Source organism: Rhodococcus sp. FG69, from assembly GCF_057808915.1.
The window spans coordinates 366,401-384,239 of sequence record NZ_JBMDIX010000001.1; the positions used below are offsets into that span (position 1 = coordinate 366,401).

General features: G+C 63.4%; 15 protein-coding genes. 4 read left to right on the forward strand and 11 right to left on the reverse strand.

Features of this window, described 5'->3' with window-relative positions; all coding sequences use genetic code 11:
* Positions 1–5: 5 nt before the first annotated feature.
* Positions 6–1,616, reverse strand: a complete 1,611-nt coding sequence (locus ACODSO_RS01760) for an ABC transporter substrate-binding protein (protein WP_489034563.1) — start codon at positions 1,614–1,616, stop codon at positions 6–8.
* Between the two features lie 378 nt (positions 1,617–1,994).
* Here ACODSO_RS01760 and ACODSO_RS01765 point away from each other — a divergent pair, with 378 nt between their 5' ends.
* A complete protein-coding gene (locus ACODSO_RS01765; RefSeq protein WP_489034565.1) occupies positions 1,995–2,990 on the forward strand; it encodes a 2-hydroxyacid dehydrogenase in 996 nt (331 codons plus the stop codon).
* On the forward strand, positions 2,987–3,382 hold the full coding sequence (locus tag ACODSO_RS01770) for a universal stress protein (protein WP_489034567.1): 396 nt from the start codon (positions 2,987–2,989) through the stop codon (positions 3,380–3,382). The genes ACODSO_RS01765 and ACODSO_RS01770 overlap by 4 nt, the downstream gene beginning before the upstream one ends.
* A 43-nt stretch (positions 3,383–3,425) precedes the next feature.
* Here the strand turns inward: ACODSO_RS01770 and ACODSO_RS01775 are convergent, their stop codons facing one another.
* From ACODSO_RS01775 to ACODSO_RS01790, 4 genes are all read right to left on the reverse strand, one after another.
* Complete coding sequence (locus ACODSO_RS01775; RefSeq protein WP_489034568.1) at positions 3,426–4,319, reverse strand: LysR family transcriptional regulator; 894 nt, start codon at positions 4,317–4,319, stop codon at positions 3,426–3,428.
* Between the two features lie 100 nt (positions 4,320–4,419).
* A complete protein-coding gene (locus ACODSO_RS01780) occupies positions 4,420–5,706 on the reverse strand; it encodes a glucarate dehydratase family protein (RefSeq protein ID WP_489034569.1) in 1,287 nt (428 codons plus the stop codon).
* Positions 5,706–6,632 (reverse strand): 5-dehydro-4-deoxyglucarate dehydratase, encoded by a 927-nt coding sequence (locus tag ACODSO_RS01785; RefSeq protein WP_489034570.1) that lies wholly within the window; start codon positions 6,630–6,632, stop codon positions 5,706–5,708. The genes ACODSO_RS01780 and ACODSO_RS01785 overlap by 1 nt, the downstream gene beginning before the upstream one ends.
* Before the next feature lie 42 nt (positions 6,633–6,674).
* Positions 6,675–8,273 carry an aldehyde dehydrogenase (NADP(+)) gene (locus tag ACODSO_RS01790; RefSeq protein WP_489034572.1) on the reverse strand — a complete coding sequence of 533 codons (1,599 nt, stop codon included), beginning with the start codon at positions 8,271–8,273 and terminating at the stop codon, positions 6,675–6,677.
* A 286-nt stretch (positions 8,274–8,559) separates the two neighbouring features.
* Here ACODSO_RS01790 and ACODSO_RS01795 point away from each other — a divergent pair, with 286 nt between their 5' ends.
* Complete coding sequence (locus ACODSO_RS01795) at positions 8,560–9,906, forward strand: enolase C-terminal domain-like protein (protein WP_489034573.1); 1,347 nt, start codon at positions 8,560–8,562, stop codon at positions 9,904–9,906.
* A gap of 155 nt (positions 9,907–10,061) precedes the next feature.
* Entirely contained in the window at positions 10,062–11,279 is a 1,218-nt protein-coding gene (locus ACODSO_RS01800; protein ID WP_489034575.1) for an L-talarate/galactarate dehydratase, read from the forward strand.
* Positions 11,280–11,358: 79 nt separating this feature from the next.
* Here ACODSO_RS01800 and ACODSO_RS01805 read toward each other — a convergent pair whose 3' ends face one another.
* The 6 genes from ACODSO_RS01805 to ACODSO_RS01830 all read right to left on the reverse strand — a co-directional run bounded on the left by ACODSO_RS01805 (position 11,359) and on the right by ACODSO_RS01830 (position 17,824).
* Positions 11,359–12,171, reverse strand: coding sequence for an IclR family transcriptional regulator (locus ACODSO_RS01805; protein WP_489034577.1), 813 nt, complete (start codon positions 12,169–12,171; stop codon positions 11,359–11,361).
* Between the two features lie 26 nt (positions 12,172–12,197).
* Positions 12,198–13,358 carry an enolase C-terminal domain-like protein gene (locus tag ACODSO_RS01810; protein ID WP_489034578.1) on the reverse strand — a complete coding sequence of 387 codons (1,161 nt, stop codon included), beginning with the start codon at positions 13,356–13,358 and terminating at the stop codon, positions 12,198–12,200.
* A 12-nt stretch (positions 13,359–13,370) separates the two neighbouring features.
* Complete coding sequence (locus ACODSO_RS01815; RefSeq protein WP_489034580.1) at positions 13,371–14,696, reverse strand: ABC transporter substrate-binding protein; 1,326 nt, start codon at positions 14,694–14,696, stop codon at positions 13,371–13,373.
* A 2-nt stretch (positions 14,697–14,698) separates the two neighbouring features.
* On the reverse strand, positions 14,699–15,580 hold the full coding sequence (locus ACODSO_RS01820; protein WP_489034581.1) for a carbohydrate ABC transporter permease: 882 nt from the start codon (positions 15,578–15,580) through the stop codon (positions 14,699–14,701).
* A 4-nt stretch (positions 15,581–15,584) separates the two neighbouring features.
* Entirely contained in the window at positions 15,585–16,523 is a 939-nt protein-coding gene (locus ACODSO_RS01825; RefSeq protein ID WP_489034582.1) for a carbohydrate ABC transporter permease, read from the reverse strand.
* A 245-nt stretch (positions 16,524–16,768) separates the two neighbouring features.
* A complete protein-coding gene (locus tag ACODSO_RS01830; RefSeq protein ID WP_489034584.1) occupies positions 16,769–17,824 on the reverse strand; it encodes an alpha/beta hydrolase family protein in 1,056 nt (351 codons plus the stop codon).
* Positions 17,825–17,839 lie beyond the last annotated feature (15 nt).

Below are 17,839 nucleotides of genomic sequence, written 5' to 3' on the forward strand. Positions count from 1 at the left end.
TGGCCTCAGTCGCTTTCGGTGGTGTCGGCGCGAGTCATTGCCTTGAGGTGCATTTCGTCGACGGTCGCGGAGTTGGGCGTGTAGTCGACCGACTCCGCCTTGGCGAGAACGCCGTTCATGTGAGCGATGAAGGCCATCTGCATGATCTCCTTGGGCTCGTCGGCGAACAACTGTGCGTACGCTTCCTGGCGTTCTTCGCCGATCTTGGCGCCGGCCTCGTTGACACGCTCGTCGAATTCCGGTGTCCCGCCCGCGCTCTGGAAGCCAGTGCTTCGCATGTACTGGTCGGCCGTGAATGCGGCGTCGCCGGCTTGGTTGCCGTGCTGGATCACGAGCAGGTACGGACCGACCTTCGGAAACGGCCGTTCCTGGTATTCGGCTGTGCCAGCGGAGTCGGTCATCTCGATCGACACGTTCATACCGATCTCCGACAGGGCATTCTGGATGACCTCGAGGGTCTCGTTGACCTTGGGGAACTGCCCAGTACGTCCGATCATTCTGATCTCGGTGTCGACGGGTACACCGTCGGCGCGCGCTTCTTCGATCAGTTCCGCGGCCTTTTCGGGATCGTAGGGCCACGGCTGGAGATCCTCGTTGAACCCGATGACGCCCTCCGAGATCAACTGCTCGGCGGGTGACCCTAGGCCGCGGAAGAGGGCCTTGACGATGCCGTCGCGGTTGACCGAGTAGTTGATGGCCTGGCGCACGCGAATGTCGTCGAGCGGTGGTTCTTCGAGCTGGATTCGCACCGCGGTGGTCTCGTTGTTCGGGTAGGCGACTCCGAGGTCGCCTGCGCCGTCCTCGGGACCGAGGCCGACGGCGATCTCCGCCTCGCCGTTCGCGACCATCGAGGCACGGACGCTGCCCTCGCTTCGCCACTGGTAATCGGCGCGAGCGTAGTCGGGCTTCGGTCCCCAGTAGGTGTCGTTGCGGACGAGCGACAGCCGTTGGCCGGCGTTCCAGTAGTCGATGGCGTACGGGCCCGTACCGATGGGCTCACGAACGCGTTCGGTGAGGCTGACCGTTCGCGGCAGCATCTCGACGAAAGACACGCGGAGCGGAAGAATGGGGTCGGGCTCCGGTGAGGTGACGGTGAGGGTGAGGGGATCGATCACCTCGACCTCGAGGTTCGTGTCGCCGAAAACGTAGCCTTCGACGTTGCAACCGAGGTCCGAGTTCACGGTGCGCTCGATCGAGTGTGCTGCGTCCGCAGCCTCGAACGGCGTGCCGTCACTGAACGTGACACCTGGATGGAGCCTGAAGGTCCACTCGGTGTCGGATGTCAGTTCCCACGAGTCTGCCAGTAGCGGTTCCAGATCACCGGTACTCGGGTTCCTCTCCATCAGCGGTTCGGTGATGTTGGACCGAGCGACGACTCCGACCGATGTGAGCGAGACGTCGCACGCTTCGAGAGTGGGCGGTTCCTCCTGCAGCACGATGCGCAGGGTGTCCGCGCTCGCCGCGGATCCCTGATTGGAGTTGGCCACCGTGCATCCGCTGGCAACCATCGAAAAGGTAAGTGCGCCAGCGATGATGACCGCAGGAGTGAAGCCTGCGGAATGACCCAGGGCGGTGCGCTGGGTCCGTCCCTGCTGCACTGCTCGTGCAGGGCTCATGGTGACCTCCATTGGGGGAATGTGAATCGCGTCGGCGGGCTGCGTAGCGAATCTGTGACGGTAGACACACGGTAGGAGCGGTGGTAACCGCCGTCAACATGGCCCGAGGGCCCCGACCGGGAGTTTTGTGGGTCACATTGGGTCAGTCAAGGCGGTCGAAGTCACCTACAAGGCCGTCTGACCAGGTGGGACAGCGATTTCGGACTGAAGATAGGGTGTAGTAAGTACGAATTCCATGCTGTTTGGGTATCAATTCATGCTATTTCCGTGTTGGACAGGTATCCAAAAAGCGGAATAGCGTACTGGGAAACACGCGTGTACGCGTGCGGCCTGTGTACCGACTCAGGTGTTACGACGACGGCGAGGAGTTGGACCACGATGACAACGGTTGGTTCGGAAATATCGACTGAGGCACAACAGTATTCGGTCCGTGCCGGCCGCGTGCTCCGAGTCGGACCGTTGAAGCCGTCGCTTATGGAGACCCTTGCAGACAATTACGACGCCCTGGTCCTCCCCGACGGTGACGAGCGGGCCGACTTCCTCGCCCTTCATGGCGAGTCCATCATCGCTGCCGTCACGTCCGGCCGAACCGGAGTCGACGCGAAGCTGATCGATCAGCTGCCCAGGCTCGGCGCAATCGTCCACTTCGGCGTCGGGTACGACACAACCGACGTCGGTGCCGCCGCTGCTCGCGATATCGGCATCAGCAACACGCCGGATGTTCTGACCGATTGTGTCGCGGATCTTGCCGTCGGACTTGTGATCGACGCTCTTCGTCAGGTGTCTTTCTCGGACCGCTTCGTGCGCGCCGGTCGGTGGGTTACGGAAGGCAACTCCCCGCTCACTCGTCAGGTGACGGGCAAGCGCGTCGGAATTCTCGGCCTCGGCCGCATCGGAAGCGCAATCGCAGACAGACTCGATGGATTTCGCTGCCCCATCAGCTATCACAACCGCAACGAGATCACGGATTCCCCGTACGCGTACGCGTCATCGCCCAAGGCCCTTGCGGGAAGTGTCGACATCTTGATCGTCGCAGCATCGGGAGGTTCGGGCACCAAGCACCTCGTCGACAGCGAGGTCCTGGACGCACTCGGACCTCAGGGCTACCTCGTGAACGTTGCCCGCGGCAGCGTCGTCGACGAGAACGCGTTGGTGGAACGGCTCGCGGACGGCCGGCTGGCAGGTGCAGGGCTCGACGTCTTCGCGAACGAGCCTTCGGTTCCCGATGCGCTGCTGTCGTTGGACAACGTCGTTCTACTGCCACACGTGGGTAGTGGCACGGTCGAGACACGAGCGGCTATGGAAGCGTTGACGCTCGAGAATCTCGATCAGTTCCTCACCGACGGCACTCTTACCACGCCGGTGACCCGATGACCGTCGTAGTCGGCTACTCGCCGACCGTCGAAGGCCAAGGTGCACTTCCATTCGCGTTCGGCGAGGCGGTCCAGCGCGGAGTCGACCTGATCGTCGTCGCGGAAGAGGACAGCGCTTCCGAGGATGGATTCGATGCAACCGTCCAATCTGCCCGTGACGAGGCAGGTGCCGTTGGCGTCGTGGTCAGGTACCACCAGAACGAGAAGGGCCGTTCGCACGCCGACAACCTGATCGATCTGTCGTACGTCGAAGGGACCGAGTTGGTGGTTATCGGTATTCGTAGGCGATCGCCCGTCGGAAAACTGTTCCTGGGCAGTATCTCTCAGCGAGTGCTGCTCGAAGCTCAGTGTCCCGTGGTTGCCGTGAAGCCACCGGTAGGTTTGCCCAAGTAGCTGGAATGGACCGATGGGCTCGGTCAGGTCGTGGGGAGAATGCTCAGGGCCACTCACGGGTGGGGAGGACATCCGACATGAAGCGATGTAGGGCGGGGTTGTCGTTGTCGATGCGCCAGGCGGCGTTGAGTTCGACCGGTCGTTCAGGTGAGGTGTCCACCGGACGGAAGACGACACCGCTCGGCTGCATGGTGGTGGACGACTCGGGCACCAGCGCCATACCGATTCCCGATCGCACCAGCACGAGCATGGTGTGCACCTGAGTCACGTACTGGACGTACCGCGGGGTGACACCGACGATGGTGAAGGTGCTGATGAGCAGTTCGTGAAAGTAGCGGGCGTCGACAGGCGAATACATGATGATCGGCTGATCATCGAAATGATCGACGGTGAGCGTCTCGTGTTCGGCCAGAGGGTGATCGGCGGGGAGGGCAGCAACGAGCGATTCGTGGAGCACCGGACGCGAGGCAATGCCCGGCCTCTTCAGCGGTGGACGTGCGAGTCCTAGATCGAGATCGCCGATGGCGAGCGACTCCATCTGAACCGCCGAGACCATCTCGCGGAGAACGATCTTGACGTCGGGAAGTTCCACGCGCGCCTTCTCCAGCAGCTGAGGCAGTACGGCATGCGCTGAGGCGCCGGTGAATCCGACGACCACGGTTCCCAGGTCTCCGGTGGGTACACGTCGAACCGTGAGAACTGCGCCCTCGGCGAGATCGAGGATGCGTCGGGCGTCGGGTAGGAATGCGACACCGGCTGCGGTCAATGTGACTGATCGGCTGGTGCGATCGATGAGCTGAACGCCGACTTCGTTCTCCAGCTGCTGGATCTGACGGCTCAGCGGAGGCTGTGTCATATGCAGTCGCTCGGCCGCCCGTCCGAAGTGAAGTTCCTCGGCGACGGCGATGAAGCAGGTCAGCCGGTTGAGCGAGAACAATCCATTCACTCCTTGTATCGCGGCGACGCCTGCCGGTACGGCGGAGTATCAATCTAACGCACGCTCACATTCGACGGGAGCACGCTGAACGAACCAGCCGCTACCAGCGCGGGCTGGAGTTCTCGAAGCTCGGGTCGATGCTCTTCATGTAACCGGTGTCGTCGCGGTCGCGGATGCCGCAGTCGAGGTACTGCTGATGCAGTGCAGCGAGAGCGTCCTCGTTGATCTCGATGCCGAGCCCAGGGCCGGTGGGCACGGCAACAGCACCGTCGACGATCTCGAGCACACCTGGTTCGACAACGTCCTCGTTCTTCCACGGCCAGTGTGTGTCGCACGCGTAGGTGAGGTTCGGCGTCGCGGCGGCCAGGTGGACCATGGCCGCAAGACTGATGCCCAGGTGGCTGTTGGAGTGCATCGACAAGCCTAGGTCGAAGCTATCGCACACCCCTGCCAGCAGACGTGAACGCTGCAGACCACCCCAGTAGTGGTGATCCGATAACACGACCTGAACCGAATCCCCGCGTACAGCGGGCGCGAGCTGGTCGAACGCGACGACGCACATGTTGGTTGCGAGGGGCATCTTCGCCTCACGAGCGACCTCTGCCATACCGTCGAGACCCGGTGTCGGATCTTCCAGATACTCGATGATTCCGTCGAGTTCCGATGCCACTCGGATCGACGTGTCGACGGTCCACGCCGCGTTCGGATCGAGGCGAAGGGGGAGCTCCGGAAAGGCTGTGCGCAACGCCTTGATCCCGGCGATTTCCTCGTCGGGTGAGAATACGCCGCCCTTGACCTTGATTGCGCCGAAGCCGTACTCGGCGAGCATCTTTCGTGCTTGACGGACGAGGCCATCGGGATCGATGGCCTCACCCCACTCGTCGGCCTCGGCGCCCGGGTGAGCCGCCCACTTGTAGAACAGGTAGGCGCTGAACGGAACGGCGTCGCGTACTTTCCCGCCCAGCAGGTCCGACACCGGACGTCCCAGCACCTTCCCCTGCACGTCGAGGCAGGCCACCTCGAATGGCGAGAAGACGCGGTCGGTGGTGCTCGCCGTCGTGATCATGCCCGCGACACCGTCGCCGCCCGTGATGGTGGACGTTGCCAGTTGGGCGTCAATCGCCGCGCGAATTTCGTTGAGTGCGAACACGTCGAGGCCAGTGATGGCCTCGGCCGCCGCTTCCATGCGTGCCATGTGGGCGGTATCGGCGTATGTCTCACCGAGGCCGACGAGGCCGGCGTCGGTGTCCAGCTCGATGATTGCGCGCAGAGCGTATGGCTGGTGCACGCCGACCGTGTTGAGCAGGGGCGGATCGACGAACGCAACGGGTGTTATCCGAGCGCCGGTGATCCTGATGGGGCCCCGCACGGTATCGGTACCGGACATCAGTGAACTGCGAGTTCGTTCGCGAGGACTGCGCGACCGGCTGCGACGATCTCTGTCAGCTCGTCCAGATGCGTTGCGCTGATGTCGATCAGCGGCGGTCGGACGGGTCCGGCCTCGATGCCTTCCATCGTGACCCCTGCCTTGATGAGGGAGACAGCGTACCCGGGCACTTGATCACGCAGGCGCACCAGCGGGTGGAAGAAGTCGCGAAGCAGCGCGGCAGTGAGCTTGTCGTTGCCGGTCTGGATGGACTGGTAGAAGGCGAGTGCCAGTTCGGGTGCAAACGCGAACGTTGCCGACGAGTACAGTGTCACGCCGATTGCGTGATACGCCTGCTGCGACACCTCGGCAGTGGGAAGGCCGTTGAAGAACTGGAAAGGCTTGCCCGACGGCTCCAGTGCGTCGAGAACTGCACGGACGATGCGGCCAACCTGATCGAGATCACCTGTGCCGTCCTTGAATCCGACCACGGTGGGCAGTTGTGCAACCTCGACTGCGGAGGCTTCGGTGAACCGAGCATTGCCGCGGTTGTAGACGATGAGTGGCAGGTCGGTGGCGTCGGTGACCGCCTTGGTGTAGCTGACGAGGCCCGCCTGCGGCATTGTCACGAGGTACGGCGGCAGGAGTAGGAGACCGTCGGCGCCGTTGATCTTGGCGCTGCGAGCGAAAGCCTTCGCCTGGGCAACCGATCCGCCTGCACCGGCGTACACCGGCACGCGTCCCGCGACGACGTCGACCGCGGTTCGAACTATCTTGCCGAACTCCTCCCCTTCGAGGGCGTGGAATTCGCCGGTGCCGCAGGCGATGAAGACTCCGCCCGGGCCTGCATCGACGCCCTTGGCGACGTGTGCCGCCAGCAGGTCGTAGTCGACCTCGCCGGACTCGGTGAACGGGGTGACGGGGAAGAAGAGGACTCCGTCGAGCATTGCGGTCTCCTGATGGTCTGAAGGGGGGAAGGGTGAGGTGAGTCAGTCTTGGCTGAGCTGGCCGTCGATGCGGCGCCAGATCTTGTCCGGGTTGCCTTCGGCGATTGCGCTGGGCAGCAGTGCAGTCGGAACGTCTTGGTACGCAACGGGCCGAAGGAAGCGCTCGATGGCCAGTGAACCGACCGACGTGGTGCGCGAATCGGAGGTAGCTGGGAACGGCCCGCCGTGCACCATTGCGTGACCGACCTCGACGCCGGTGGGCCAGCCGTCGAACAGGATTCGTCCTGCCTTGAGTTCGAGGACCGACAGGAGCTTGCCGGCCTCGGCGTGGTCCTCGTCGTCGACGTGAATCGTTGCGGTGAGCTGGCCTTCGAGAAGTACCGCCACGTCGCGAACCTGCTGAGCGTCGCTGCACTTGACGATCAAACTCGACGCCCCGAAGACCTCTTCCTGCTCGACCTCGGAGGTGAGGAACGAGTCGGCGTCGGTGACGAAAAGAGCTGCGCGGCAGGTATTGGGTGCATCGGTGTCGACGCCGCGTGCTAGTTCGGTTGCCGACTCGGACAATGCCTCGACGCCACTGGCGTAGCTGGCTGCGATGTTGGGAGTGAGCATCGTGGTGGGCGTCGTCTCCGAGACCGCAGTCCGAGCCGACTCGACGAACGAGTTCAAACCGGGACCGTCGACCGCGATCACCAGGCCCGGGTTGGTGCAGAACTGACCCGATCCGAGCGTGAGTGATGCGACGAATGCGCGTCCGAGTTCGGCTCCGCGGGTCTCGAGTGCCTTCTCCAGAACGAATACCGGGTTGATCGAGCTCATCTCGGCGTACACCGGGATAGGTTCGCGGCGGCCGGCGGCCGCTGCGACGAGAGCGGTTCCACCGGAACGTGATCCGGTGAAGCCGACAGCTTTGATACGCGGGTCGGTCACGAGCGCGGTGCCGAGTGTGCGGCCCGAACCGTAGAGCAGCGAGAAGGTTCCGGACGGCATGCCGGTGGAGGCAACGGCGTCGGCGATGGCGCGGCCGACGAGCTCGGACGTTCCGGGATGGGCATCGTGCGCCTTGACGATGACGGGGCAACCGGCGGCCAGGGCGGAGGCGGTGTCACCGCCCGCGACCGAGAAAGCGAGGGGGAAGTTGCTGGCGCCGAACACGACGACGGGCCCGAGGGCGATCTTGCGCTGACGAATGTCGGCGCGAGGCAGAGGTGCTCGGTCTGGAAGTGCCGGATCGATACGTGCACCGTTCCAGCTTCCCTCGCGCAGCACCGACGCGAAGAGGCGAAGCTGACCGGTGGTGCGTCCGACCTCGCCCGTGATGCGCCCGACCGGGAGGCCGGATTCGGCAACGGCGCGCTCGATCAGTGTTTCGCCGAGGGCTGCGATGTTGTCGGCGATGGTGTCGAGGAACTGCGCGCGGATCTCCGACGTGGTTGCGCGGTAGTCGCCGAAGGCGGCCCAAGCGGCAGCGGCAGCAGCGTCGACGTCGGAGGTGTCACCGTGGTGGTATGCGGGCTCCAGTGTCTTGCCTGTGCTGGGATCGATCCCGTGTATTGCGGTTCCCGAGCCCGGCACCGACTCGCCTGCAATCATCGACTTTCCGGTGAGCTTGGCGGACTGCGTCAACGATGCTGTCATGGGTGGCTCCTTCGTCTCTTCTCGATCGCCTCGTCTGATCGACGTGGCCTGACTCATAGCAATGACGTTAGAAGCAGTATTGATACGTGTCCAAGTCAAAAAGTCCGCCTTTCGATGCTGGTTGGGTATCGACGCCGGTTCATGCTGAGCGGTGGTCCCAGACCGATCGATACCGATAATGCATCGGGTGATGCCCATTTTGTGTTGGACGAGCATCGGTTCGGAGCTTAGGCTCGTGTGAGCCTGGTCACCGGCCATCTCCAGCACGCCGATAGAAAGACGAGCCATGAACGCGCAGAACACCACCCCGGTCGTCACCGAGATGCGAGTTGTCCCCATTGCGGGTCACGACGGCATGCTGCTCAACCTCAGTGGCGCCCATGCGCCCTACTTCACGCGTAATTTGGTCGTTCTCACCGACTCTTCGGGCAACACCGGAGTCGGGGAAGTGCCGGGAGGCGAGCCGATCCGTGGTTGCCTCGAAGACGCTCGCCCACTCGTCGAGGGGGCGAGTATCGGCACGTACAACGCTGTTCTGGCGGGCATGAAGTCGGCGTTCGCCGATCGCGATTCCGGTGGGCGCGGCGCCCAGACCTTCGACTTGCGCATCGCCGTACACGCCGTTACCGCTGTGGAATCGGCGCTGCTGGACCTGCTGGGCCAACACCTGGGAGTCACGGTGGCGGCGCTGCTCGGCGACGGTCAGCAGCGTGACAAGGTGCAGGCGCTCGGGTACCTGTTCTACGTCGGAGATGCAGGCAAGACCGATCTCGCCTACCGAACCCCCGGCGACGAGGCTGCAGGCGGCGATGAGTGGCTGCGCGTGCGTCACGAGGAAGCACTCACGCCCGACGCCGTGGTGCGTCTCGCCGAAGCCGCGCAGGCCCGGTACGGGTTCCAGGACTTCAAGCTCAAGGGTGGGGTGCTGCCTGCCGCCGAGGAAGCGCTCGCCGTCACCGCGTTGGCCGAGCGATTCCCCGACGCGCGCATCACCCTCGACCCGAACGGCGGCTGGTTGCTGAAGGACGCTATCGAGACGTGCACAGGTCTTCGCGACGTTCTCGCCTACGCCGAAGATCCCGTGGGACCCGAGGGTGGCTTCTCCGGCCGCGAGGTCATGTCGGAATTCAAGCGCGCGACCGGATTGCCGACGGCAACCAACATGATCGCGACCGACTGGCGCGAATTGGGCCATACAATCCGCTCCGGCGCAGTCGACATTCCCCTCGCCGATCCGCACTTCTGGACGATGAACGGCTCCGTTCGCGTCGCGCAACTGTGTGACTCATGGGGCCTGACGTGGGGGTCGCACTCCAACAACCACTTCGACGTGTCACTGGCGATGTTCACCCACGTCGCGGCGGCCGCGCCAGGCATCATCACCGCTATCGACACACATTGGATTTGGCAGGACGGTCAGCGAGTGACCAAGGCGCCCTTCGAGATCGAGGGCGGATACCTGACGGTTCCCGACAAGCCGGGCCTCGGCGTCGAATTGGACTGGGACCGCGTCGATGCAGCACATGAGCTGTACCAGCGCGAAGGACTCGGAGCACGTGACGACTCCATCGGCATGCAGTATCTGATCGACGGATGGGCCTTCGATAGCAAGCGCCCGGCACTACTGCGGTGAATTCACACGTTCGTCGGGTGAGTCGACGATATCGCAACCAATGGTTCGATGCAGCTATTGAATCAAAGCATCCATAAAGAGTGTTGGACTTGAATGAATAGGCTCAATATCGTGTGAGGTAGCCCACCGCAGCCGTTCAAGGGAGACAAACCGCAGTGTCCATCGACGTGGAAACCCGAAAAGCCCCCAAGCCGACCAGTGGTCTCGCCGCGCCCGACGCAGCCGTCAGGGCACTCGCTGCCGGGGACGCGACGATCGATCGAATCGCCCACGTGAAGCTGTCCTCGATCACGCTGCCCCTGAAGAACCCGATCAGTGACGCCAAAGTCCTGACCGGCAGACAGAAGGCGATGACGGAGGTGGCCTTCCTCTTCGCGGAGGTCCGGACCGAGCAGGGGCACGAGGGAATCGGTTTCAGTTACTCCAAGCGGGCAGGCGGCCCTGCACAGTTCGCTCACGCCCAGGAGATCGCTCCGATACTCATCGGCGAGGATCCGAGCGACATCGCAAAGATCTGGACGAAGCTGCAGTGGGCAGGTGCGTCTGTCGGTCGCAGTGGTGTTGCGACGCAGGCGATTGCCGCAATCGACATTGCTCTGTGGGATCTGAAGGCCAAGCGCGCCCAGTTGCCGCTTGCCAAGCTCATCGGTGCGACGCGTGACTCGGTGCAGACCTACAACACCTCCGGTGGATTCCTGCACACCCCGATCGAAGAGGTACTGGAGAACGCCACAGCATCACTGGCGGCGGGAATCGGCGGCATCAAACTGAAGGTCGGTCAGCCCGATTGGCGTACCGACATCGCGCGCGTCACTGCGGTCCGCGAGCACCTCGGCGACGACGTGCCTCTCATGGTCGATGCCAATCAGCAGTGGGATCGACCCACGGCGAATCGCATGTGCCGCATCCTCGAACAGTTCGACCTCGTCTGGATCGAAGAGCCGCTCGACGCGTACGACGCCGAAGGCCACGCCATGCTTGCTCGTACGTTCGACACCTCCATCGCGACCGGTGAGATGCTCGCCAGCGTCGGAGAGCATGTCCGCTTGATCGAAGCAGGGTCGGTCGACATCATTCAGCCTGATGCGCCGCGCATCGGCGGTATCACGCAATTTCTGAAGCTCGCCGCGCTCGCCGAGCACCACAACCTGCAGATGGCACCGCACTTCGCGATGGAGATCCACCTGCACCTTGCGGCTGTCTACCCGCTACAGACCTGGGTCGAGCACTTCGACTGGCTCGACCCGCTCTTCGACGAGCACCTCGAAACCCGCGACGGCAGAATGCATCTCTCCAACCGCCCCGGTCTCGGCTTCACCCTCAGCGACCAGGCCAAGGCCTGGACCGTCGGGACGGCGGAATTCGGCAAGTAGAACCCCAGTGGCACGGTTGAGTGCACAGCAATGCACTCAACCGCGCCACTGGGTGCGGAGCGCCCCGAGCCGCGACCAGCTAACGGACGCCTTCGGCGCGAAGTTCGCGGGCCCAGGCGTCGGCGTGCTTGGTCAGGACGCCCGCGATACGTTCGAGCTCCCCGGGGTACGACGCCACCTCCGCGGGCATCGACACGCTGAGCGCATCGGTCGCGGGAATGCGGTACGGCACGACTGTGGCGATACAGACGACACCGAGGGTGCCCTGTTCCTGTTCGAGGGACCACCCGCGCTTGCGCACCTCGGCGAGCTCCGCGATCAGCGCGTCGCGGTCGACGATGGTGTTCTCGGTGAACCGCTCGAGCTTCTTCGGGAGCAACTGTTCGACTTCGTCGGTGGTGAGCTCGGCCAGCAATGCCTGGCCCAATGCCGTGACGTGGCATGGCAGCTTGCGGCCGACGCGGTGCATGCGGCGGACTTCGAGCTTGGACCCACGGCTCGCGAGGTAAATGACATGGTCTTCGTCGCGGCGAGCGAAGTGGACCGTGTGCCGAACGTCGGAGCGCAGCGCTTCGAGCACCGCAGCGGAACGGCCGACCACGGAATCCTTGTCGAGGTAGGACGTACCTGTCAGCAGGGCATGGGTGCCGATGCCGTAACGCGATCCCGACTCGTCGGCTTCGATCCACCGCAGTTCTTTCAGAGTGCGCAAGAGCGCGTGCAAGCTCGATCTCGGATACTTGCACGCCTCCTGCAGCTCGCCGAGACTCATCCTCGTCGGCGATGCAGCCAACGTCTCGAGGATGTGGATGGTGCGTTCGGCCGACTTCACCGGAGAATAACCAACCAGGGCATCCGTGACATCGTTCACCATGAGGACATTGTCTCTCATGTCGAACTTTGTTTCACCCAGGGGCATCAGTACTCCTGAACGAGATTCGCCGCGACGTACTCATGATCGATGTCCTCGCCCAGGCCGGGACGATCGGGCATCTGCACCATGCCGTTCGAGTCGATCGGGTCGACGATGGAGTGGAGGTGCGGCGGCACCCAGTCGTAGTCGGAGTGGGGGTGCAGTAGCCCGCGCTCGTACCAGTGCACATTGGGGGCACCACCGACGAGCGCGAGGTTGGGCGCCCCGTTGCCGTGGATTTCGCATTCCAGTCCGAAACCGTCGGCCATGTGAACGGTTTTCAATGCCGGGGTGATGCCGCCGCCGTTCATCGCACCGACCCGCAGGATGTCGCAGGCCTCGTTGACGATCCACTCGGACCTCGACTTGTGCCGGCCCGGTGTCGTCTCCGGTCCGATGACGGGAGTGTCGATCTGATCGGCCAACCACTTGTAGGAGCGCAGGGAGAACTCGTCCATCGGCTCCTCGAACCAGTCGAACTTCAGTCTGTCGAGCTCCCGCCCGAGTGAAAGAGCCTCGGTGCGCGAGTACCAGTGGTAACCGTCGAGCATGAGCGAAAAACCTGGCCCGACGGCATCGCGCACCGCGGCGCACGCGTCGATGTCCTGATGTAGATCCGGCGCCCCCGGATGGGGCGGCATCCAGGTGTGGAGCTTGATTCCCCGGTAGCCACGTTCCTTCAACGTGACGGCGAAGTTCGCATAATCCTCGGGGGAGGACAAGCCGCCTTCGACGTCGTCGCCGCACATGGTGCTTGCGTACGCCTTCACCTCGGACCGGGCTCCTCCGAGCAACTTCCACACCGGAGTGCCGAACTTGTTGCCCACCAGATCCCACAAAGCCTGGTCGAGGTAGCTGAGCGTGTGCTCCGGCAACTCGACCGCCCTGGTGCGCTGGCGGATGGCGAACTTCTTCTCGATGGCTTCTCGCGCGAAAGGATCCGCACCGAGCAGCACTGCTTCGAAATGCTGTTCCAGCTGGTCCTGCCGCAGGTAGTTCGGCTTGCCGAGCACGTACCCGCTGTCACCGTCCGAGTCGGTGATGCGAAGTAGAGCCTGCGTCGTCTGAATGGAAGGGCCGGAATGGCGGTGTCCGTACGAGTCGACCGCAGTGCGCGCCTCTGTCTTGAACACTTGCACGGCGACTTCTGTGATCACACTGGACATGGTGGGATTCCCCTATTTGCCCTGACGGGCATCGTATTTGGCCTTGGAGCGATTGAGCTTCTCGGCGAAGTCGTCGGCGAAATCCTGGGCACTGAGCTGGCCGATGAGAACCTTCTGCCACTGGCCGAGCATCTGGACCTGCACTATCTTGCCGAAGTCCGGCAGATAGTCGGGCGGGGTGACGAGCACAGTCTTCGGGTCGTCGAGTGCGGCCTGCGCAGCCTGTACCGACGGCATCGCCTGGAACGCGGGCGCGGATCGTGCGTCGGCGTTGACCGGAATCTGCCCGACGTTCTCGTTCCAGTACGCCTGCGAATCCGCAGACGTCATGAATTCGAGAAACTTCCACGCCGCCGCCTGGTGTTGGCTGCTCTTGAACACCGTGTAGGACGGGAACGGATCGGTCATGACCGTGCGGACACCGTTGTCCGCGACCGGTAGCGCGATGGCTCCCACCTTGTCGCCCAGCGACTTCTTGTGGTTGCTCAACGAACCGAGGTTGTGCTGCATCATCGCCACCGAACCGCCGCCGAAGCTGGCAACCATCTGCGGGAAGCCGTTGTTGACGTCGGCGGTGGGGGTGTCGACGTCGTACAGAGCTGCGAATCGCTCGATGGCGTCGACCATTTCGGGTCGGTTGACCGTGGATTCGCTGCCGTCGAAAAAATTCTCGATGCCGGTCGTTGCGAACATGTGTTGCAGCAGTGGGTAGATCGAGCCCGCGCCGCCGCGGATGGTGAACCCGTACCGTCCGTCGGACCTGTCGGTCAGTTCGTCTGCGGCCTCGTAGAACTCGTCCCAGGTCTCGGGCGGCTCGAGTCCGGCTTCGTCGAACCAGTCGGCCCGGTACCAGAGGGTGGCGTTGTTGCTGGTGTACGGAAGTCCGTACAGGTTCTCGCCGCCGCCGGACTCGATGGCGGACTGGATGATCTTGGGATCGTATTCGTCCTTCTGCGGTGACGCCGCCATGAAATCGTCGAGCGGTATCACTGCGTTCTGCGCGACGAGCGGAGCCAGATACGCGGTGGACACGATACCCAGATCAGGTGCCGACCCGCCGGCGATAGCAGTCTGATACTTCTGCTGCGCGCTGTCCGACGGCAGGCCGACGTACTGGATGTCGATGCCCGGATTGGCGGCCTCGAAGCGTCGAATCAGCTCCTCGTACAACGGTGTTCGATCCGGCCCGGCACTATTGTCCCAGAACGTGAGAGTGCCGCTGTTCGGATCGCCCAATGCACCGTCGGGCAGGGAGGTTTCCGAGCTGCATCCGGCAAGGACGAGTGCAGCAACCGTACCGACCAGCATTGCCCTGCGGGTCACAAGGTTCTTTGTCATGGTCAGCCCTTCACCGCTCCGGCACTGAGGCCCTGGACGAGGTACTTCTGGATGACGGCGAAGACGGCGACCACGGGAACAGCGGCGATGAGACCGCCGGCCGCGAGCACGCCGAAGTCGACGTTGTACGAACCGATCGTGTAGCTCAATCCGACTGGAAGCGTGAACTTCTCCTGGCTACTGATGAACATCAGACCGAACAGGAAATTGTTCCAGCTGCCGATGAAGGCGAACGATCCGACGGCGATGAGACCGGGCCGGAGAAGCGGCAGCATGATGATGCGGAATGCCTTCAGGCGAGAGCAACCGTCGACCATCGCGGCCTCTTCCAGTTCCACCGGGATCTGAGAGATGAAGCCTGCCATCAGCATTGCTGCCAAGGGCAATTGGAACACCGTATCGGCGACGATGAGCCCGAACAAGTTGTTCACCAGCCCGATCTCGAGGAACACCTGGAACAGCGGGATCAGCAGCATGGCGCCTGGCACGAACTGACTGCACAGCAGCGCCATCACCAGCGGAATCTTGGCACGGAACTTGAAGCGCGCCAATGCGTATCCGGTAGCCAGTGCGACGAATGTGGTCAGGACCAGGGACAGTCCGGCGACGATCACTGAGTTCTTGAAGAAGAAGCTGAAGCCCAGTGTGTTCCACACGGTATCGAAGTGTTCGAACGTGATCGGCCAGGGAAGCATGCTGTTCGAGTCTGCGGGCCGGAACGCGAACACGACCATCCAGTAGAACGGGACGAGCGTGAACAGTAGATAGAGCGCGAGAGGGAAGCCGACGCTGAAGTATCTCGGCTTCGTCTTGTGCACGCGTATCTTCTCGGAGTAACCCGGCGACGGTGCCGTGACGACGGGACGATCTGCGGTAGTGGTCATGTTCTCAGGCCTTGTCGCTGTTGAACTTGCTCAGGCGCAAGTAGAGGATCGAGCAGAAGAGCAGGATCACGAATGCCACGGTGGTCAATGCCGCGCCGTATCCGAAGTCCTGGGCGGTGGTGGCCAGCTGCGAGACGTACAGAGGCAGAGTTGTCGTCACGTCCGCGGGGCCGCCTGCGGTAAGCGTGTAGAGCAGGTCGACGTTGTTGAATTCCCAGACTCCGCGCAGCAGCGTCGAGAGAATGATGACGGCCTTGAGGTGCGGCAGTGTGACGAAACGGAAACGCTGCCAACGGTTTGCGCCGTCGACGTTCGCGGCCTCGTACAGGTCTTTGGGCGCGCTCTGCAGCTCCGCGAGGATCAGGATGGCGAAGAAGGGAACGCCGCGCCACAGTTCGGCGACGCTGGTCGCCCAGAATGCAGTGTCGGGATCGGCGATGGGAGCGGCCGTGCCGTCGCCGATGCCTATGCTGCCGAGCAGCTTGAACAATCCCGTCGACGGGTTGTAGATCAACAGCCAGATGCCGGTGGTGAGCACGCCGGACACTGCCCACGGCGAGAACACGAGTGCGCGGGCAAGTCCACGTCCGCGGAAGACTTCGTTGACGAGAAGCGCCAGTCCGAGGCCGAGGATCAGCTGGAAGACGACCTGCACCCCGACCCACTTGGCCGTGACGACGAGGCTGTTCCAGAATGCATCGTCGGCGAACATGAGTTCGAAGTTCTCGAGCCCGGCAAAGCCGTTGTCCCATGGCGTTGTCGGGTTGTAGAACTGCAGGCTGTAGTAGAAGACACTGGCGACCGGGTAGAAGATGAACACGGCGAGCAGCACCACGACAGGTGCGATGAGGATGTACGGCGCCGAGATGCGACGTCGTCGGCGACGCGGCCGAGCGGGAGGCGTGTGCTTACCGCTCGATCTTTCGGCTGTGGTGATGACCATGGGTGACGCTCCGAAGTTTTCGGGCCGGTGAGTGGCCGGCGGGTCTGGGTCTATCGGCAGTGTGCCGGGGAGGCTGTGTGTGGGAGCGGGAGGCGCCCGGCGAGCCGCGAGATCCGCACTGTCGGTGCGTCCTTCGGGCGCTTCCGGTTCATCGCTATCCGTTCACGTATATGAACCCACGTCTTCTATGTGAATTGCTGAGACTCACTATGACGGCAGTCACACGTCATGTCAAGCATGACGAGTCATACGTTCGCCCGCATCCAGCGCATCGCATCGTCCTGCATGTCGGAGGAGAACCGATGGCCGTGTGGGAACCACTGTGTGGCAAGAGCGTCGGTACCGCGGTATGCCCGCTGGAGGGCGGCTTCGGCGTCGAGCATCCCGGTGACGCTGAAATGGCGGTCCTCCCTGGCGAATTGGACCAGGATGGGTAGCGGCGCAGCCGATGTGATGACATCAGGCCAATCGCAGACGGCGGGAAGGCCGGGGGTGATCATCAACCAGGTCGTGTCGTCGGCATGGCCGTTGGCGATGTCGGCGAACGTGCTCGTCATGGCGGTGACGACGGCAGCTTTCAGCGGTGCGGTCGCGTGGTCGCGGGCGGCCAACAGGTGCGCGACGCGTGCGCCGCCTCCGGAAAATCCGGCCGTCGCGATTCGAGACGAGTCGATGCCCGGTGTGCTGCCGAGGATGTTCAGGGCTGCAATGTCCTCCACCAGTACCCGACCCCCGATCGACGATCCGGTGAGGGCCGCCAGCTTGGCGAGGCCGTGTTCGTGTTCGCGTGCCGCGGCCTCGTACCGGTCGCTCTCGGGGTGTGTCTGTGCGGCAGCGCGGGCGCGCTCAGGAAAGTTGTCCCACTCGACTCGGCGGCTACCCCAGGGGAAGACGTCGTGGATCAGGACGGCAAAACCCGCGGCGACGAGACCTGCCGCGACAGATCGACCGTCGTAGCCTCGCCGTCGCAGTTCCGGGATGCCGGGAGCTGGGCCGTCGGGACCATCGGCGACCTTTTCCTTGCCGTAGAACTTCAGCCCGTCGTGGCCGTGGAGTAGGAGGACAGCAGGCAGGTCGTGGCCGGTGTGGTCGGCGGGCGTCAAGAGCCATCCCTGGGTGCGTGACGTCTCGGCCGGGACGGCCCAGGACAGCTCGACGCCGTCGATTCCGTCCCGTGTCCAGGCGCGGCCTCGGTTGACTTCGGGGGTGTCGACGTGCAGGTCGGAAGGGAGGCCGAGGGCCTGGCAGATGGTCTGGCGCGGGTCGGATCGTGGACAGCCGCCATGTGTTTGTGTTCCCATGTGTGAACGCTGTCC

What these genes read in the sequence shown, in the direction of transcription:
- ACODSO_RS01780 (WP_489034569.1), bottom strand. Translation starts at nt 5,706, where the DNA reads ATGTCCGGTACCGATACCGTGCGGGGCCCCATCAGGATCACCGGCGCT.
- ACODSO_RS01765 (WP_489034565.1), top strand. Translation starts at nt 1,995, where the DNA reads ATGACAACGGTTGGTTCGGAAATATCGACTGAGGCACAACAGTATTCG.
- ACODSO_RS01760 (WP_489034563.1), bottom strand. Translation starts at nt 1,616, where the DNA reads ATGAGCCCTGCACGAGCAGTGCAGCAGGGACGGACCCAGCGCACCGCC.
- ACODSO_RS01810 (WP_489034578.1), bottom strand. Translation starts at nt 13,358, where the DNA reads ATGTCCAGTGTGATCACAGAAGTCGCCGTGCAAGTGTTCAAGACAGAG.
- ACODSO_RS01790 (WP_489034572.1), bottom strand. Translation starts at nt 8,273, where the DNA reads ATGACAGCATCGTTGACGCAGTCCGCCAAGCTCACCGGAAAGTCGATG.
- ACODSO_RS01795 (WP_489034573.1), top strand. Translation starts at nt 8,560, where the DNA reads ATGAACGCGCAGAACACCACCCCGGTCGTCACCGAGATGCGAGTTGTC.
- ACODSO_RS01805 (WP_489034577.1), bottom strand. Translation starts at nt 12,171, where the DNA reads ATGAGAGACAATGTCCTCATGGTGAACGATGTCACGGATGCCCTGGTT.
- ACODSO_RS01825 (WP_489034582.1), bottom strand. Translation starts at nt 16,523, where the DNA reads ATGGTCATCACCACAGCCGAAAGATCGAGCGGTAAGCACACGCCTCCC.
- ACODSO_RS01770 (WP_489034567.1), top strand. Translation starts at nt 2,987, where the DNA reads ATGACCGTCGTAGTCGGCTACTCGCCGACCGTCGAAGGCCAAGGTGCA.
- ACODSO_RS01815 (WP_489034580.1), bottom strand. Translation starts at nt 14,696, where the DNA reads ATGACAAAGAACCTTGTGACCCGCAGGGCAATGCTGGTCGGTACGGTT.
- ACODSO_RS01785 (WP_489034570.1), bottom strand. Translation starts at nt 6,632, where the DNA reads ATGCTCGACGGAGTCCTCTTCTTCCCCGTCACCCCGTTCACCGAGTCC.
- ACODSO_RS01820 (WP_489034581.1), bottom strand. Translation starts at nt 15,580, where the DNA reads ATGACCACTACCGCAGATCGTCCCGTCGTCACGGCACCGTCGCCGGGT.
- ACODSO_RS01830 (WP_489034584.1), bottom strand. Translation starts at nt 17,824, where the DNA reads ATGGGAACACAAACACATGGCGGCTGTCCACGATCCGACCCGCGCCAG.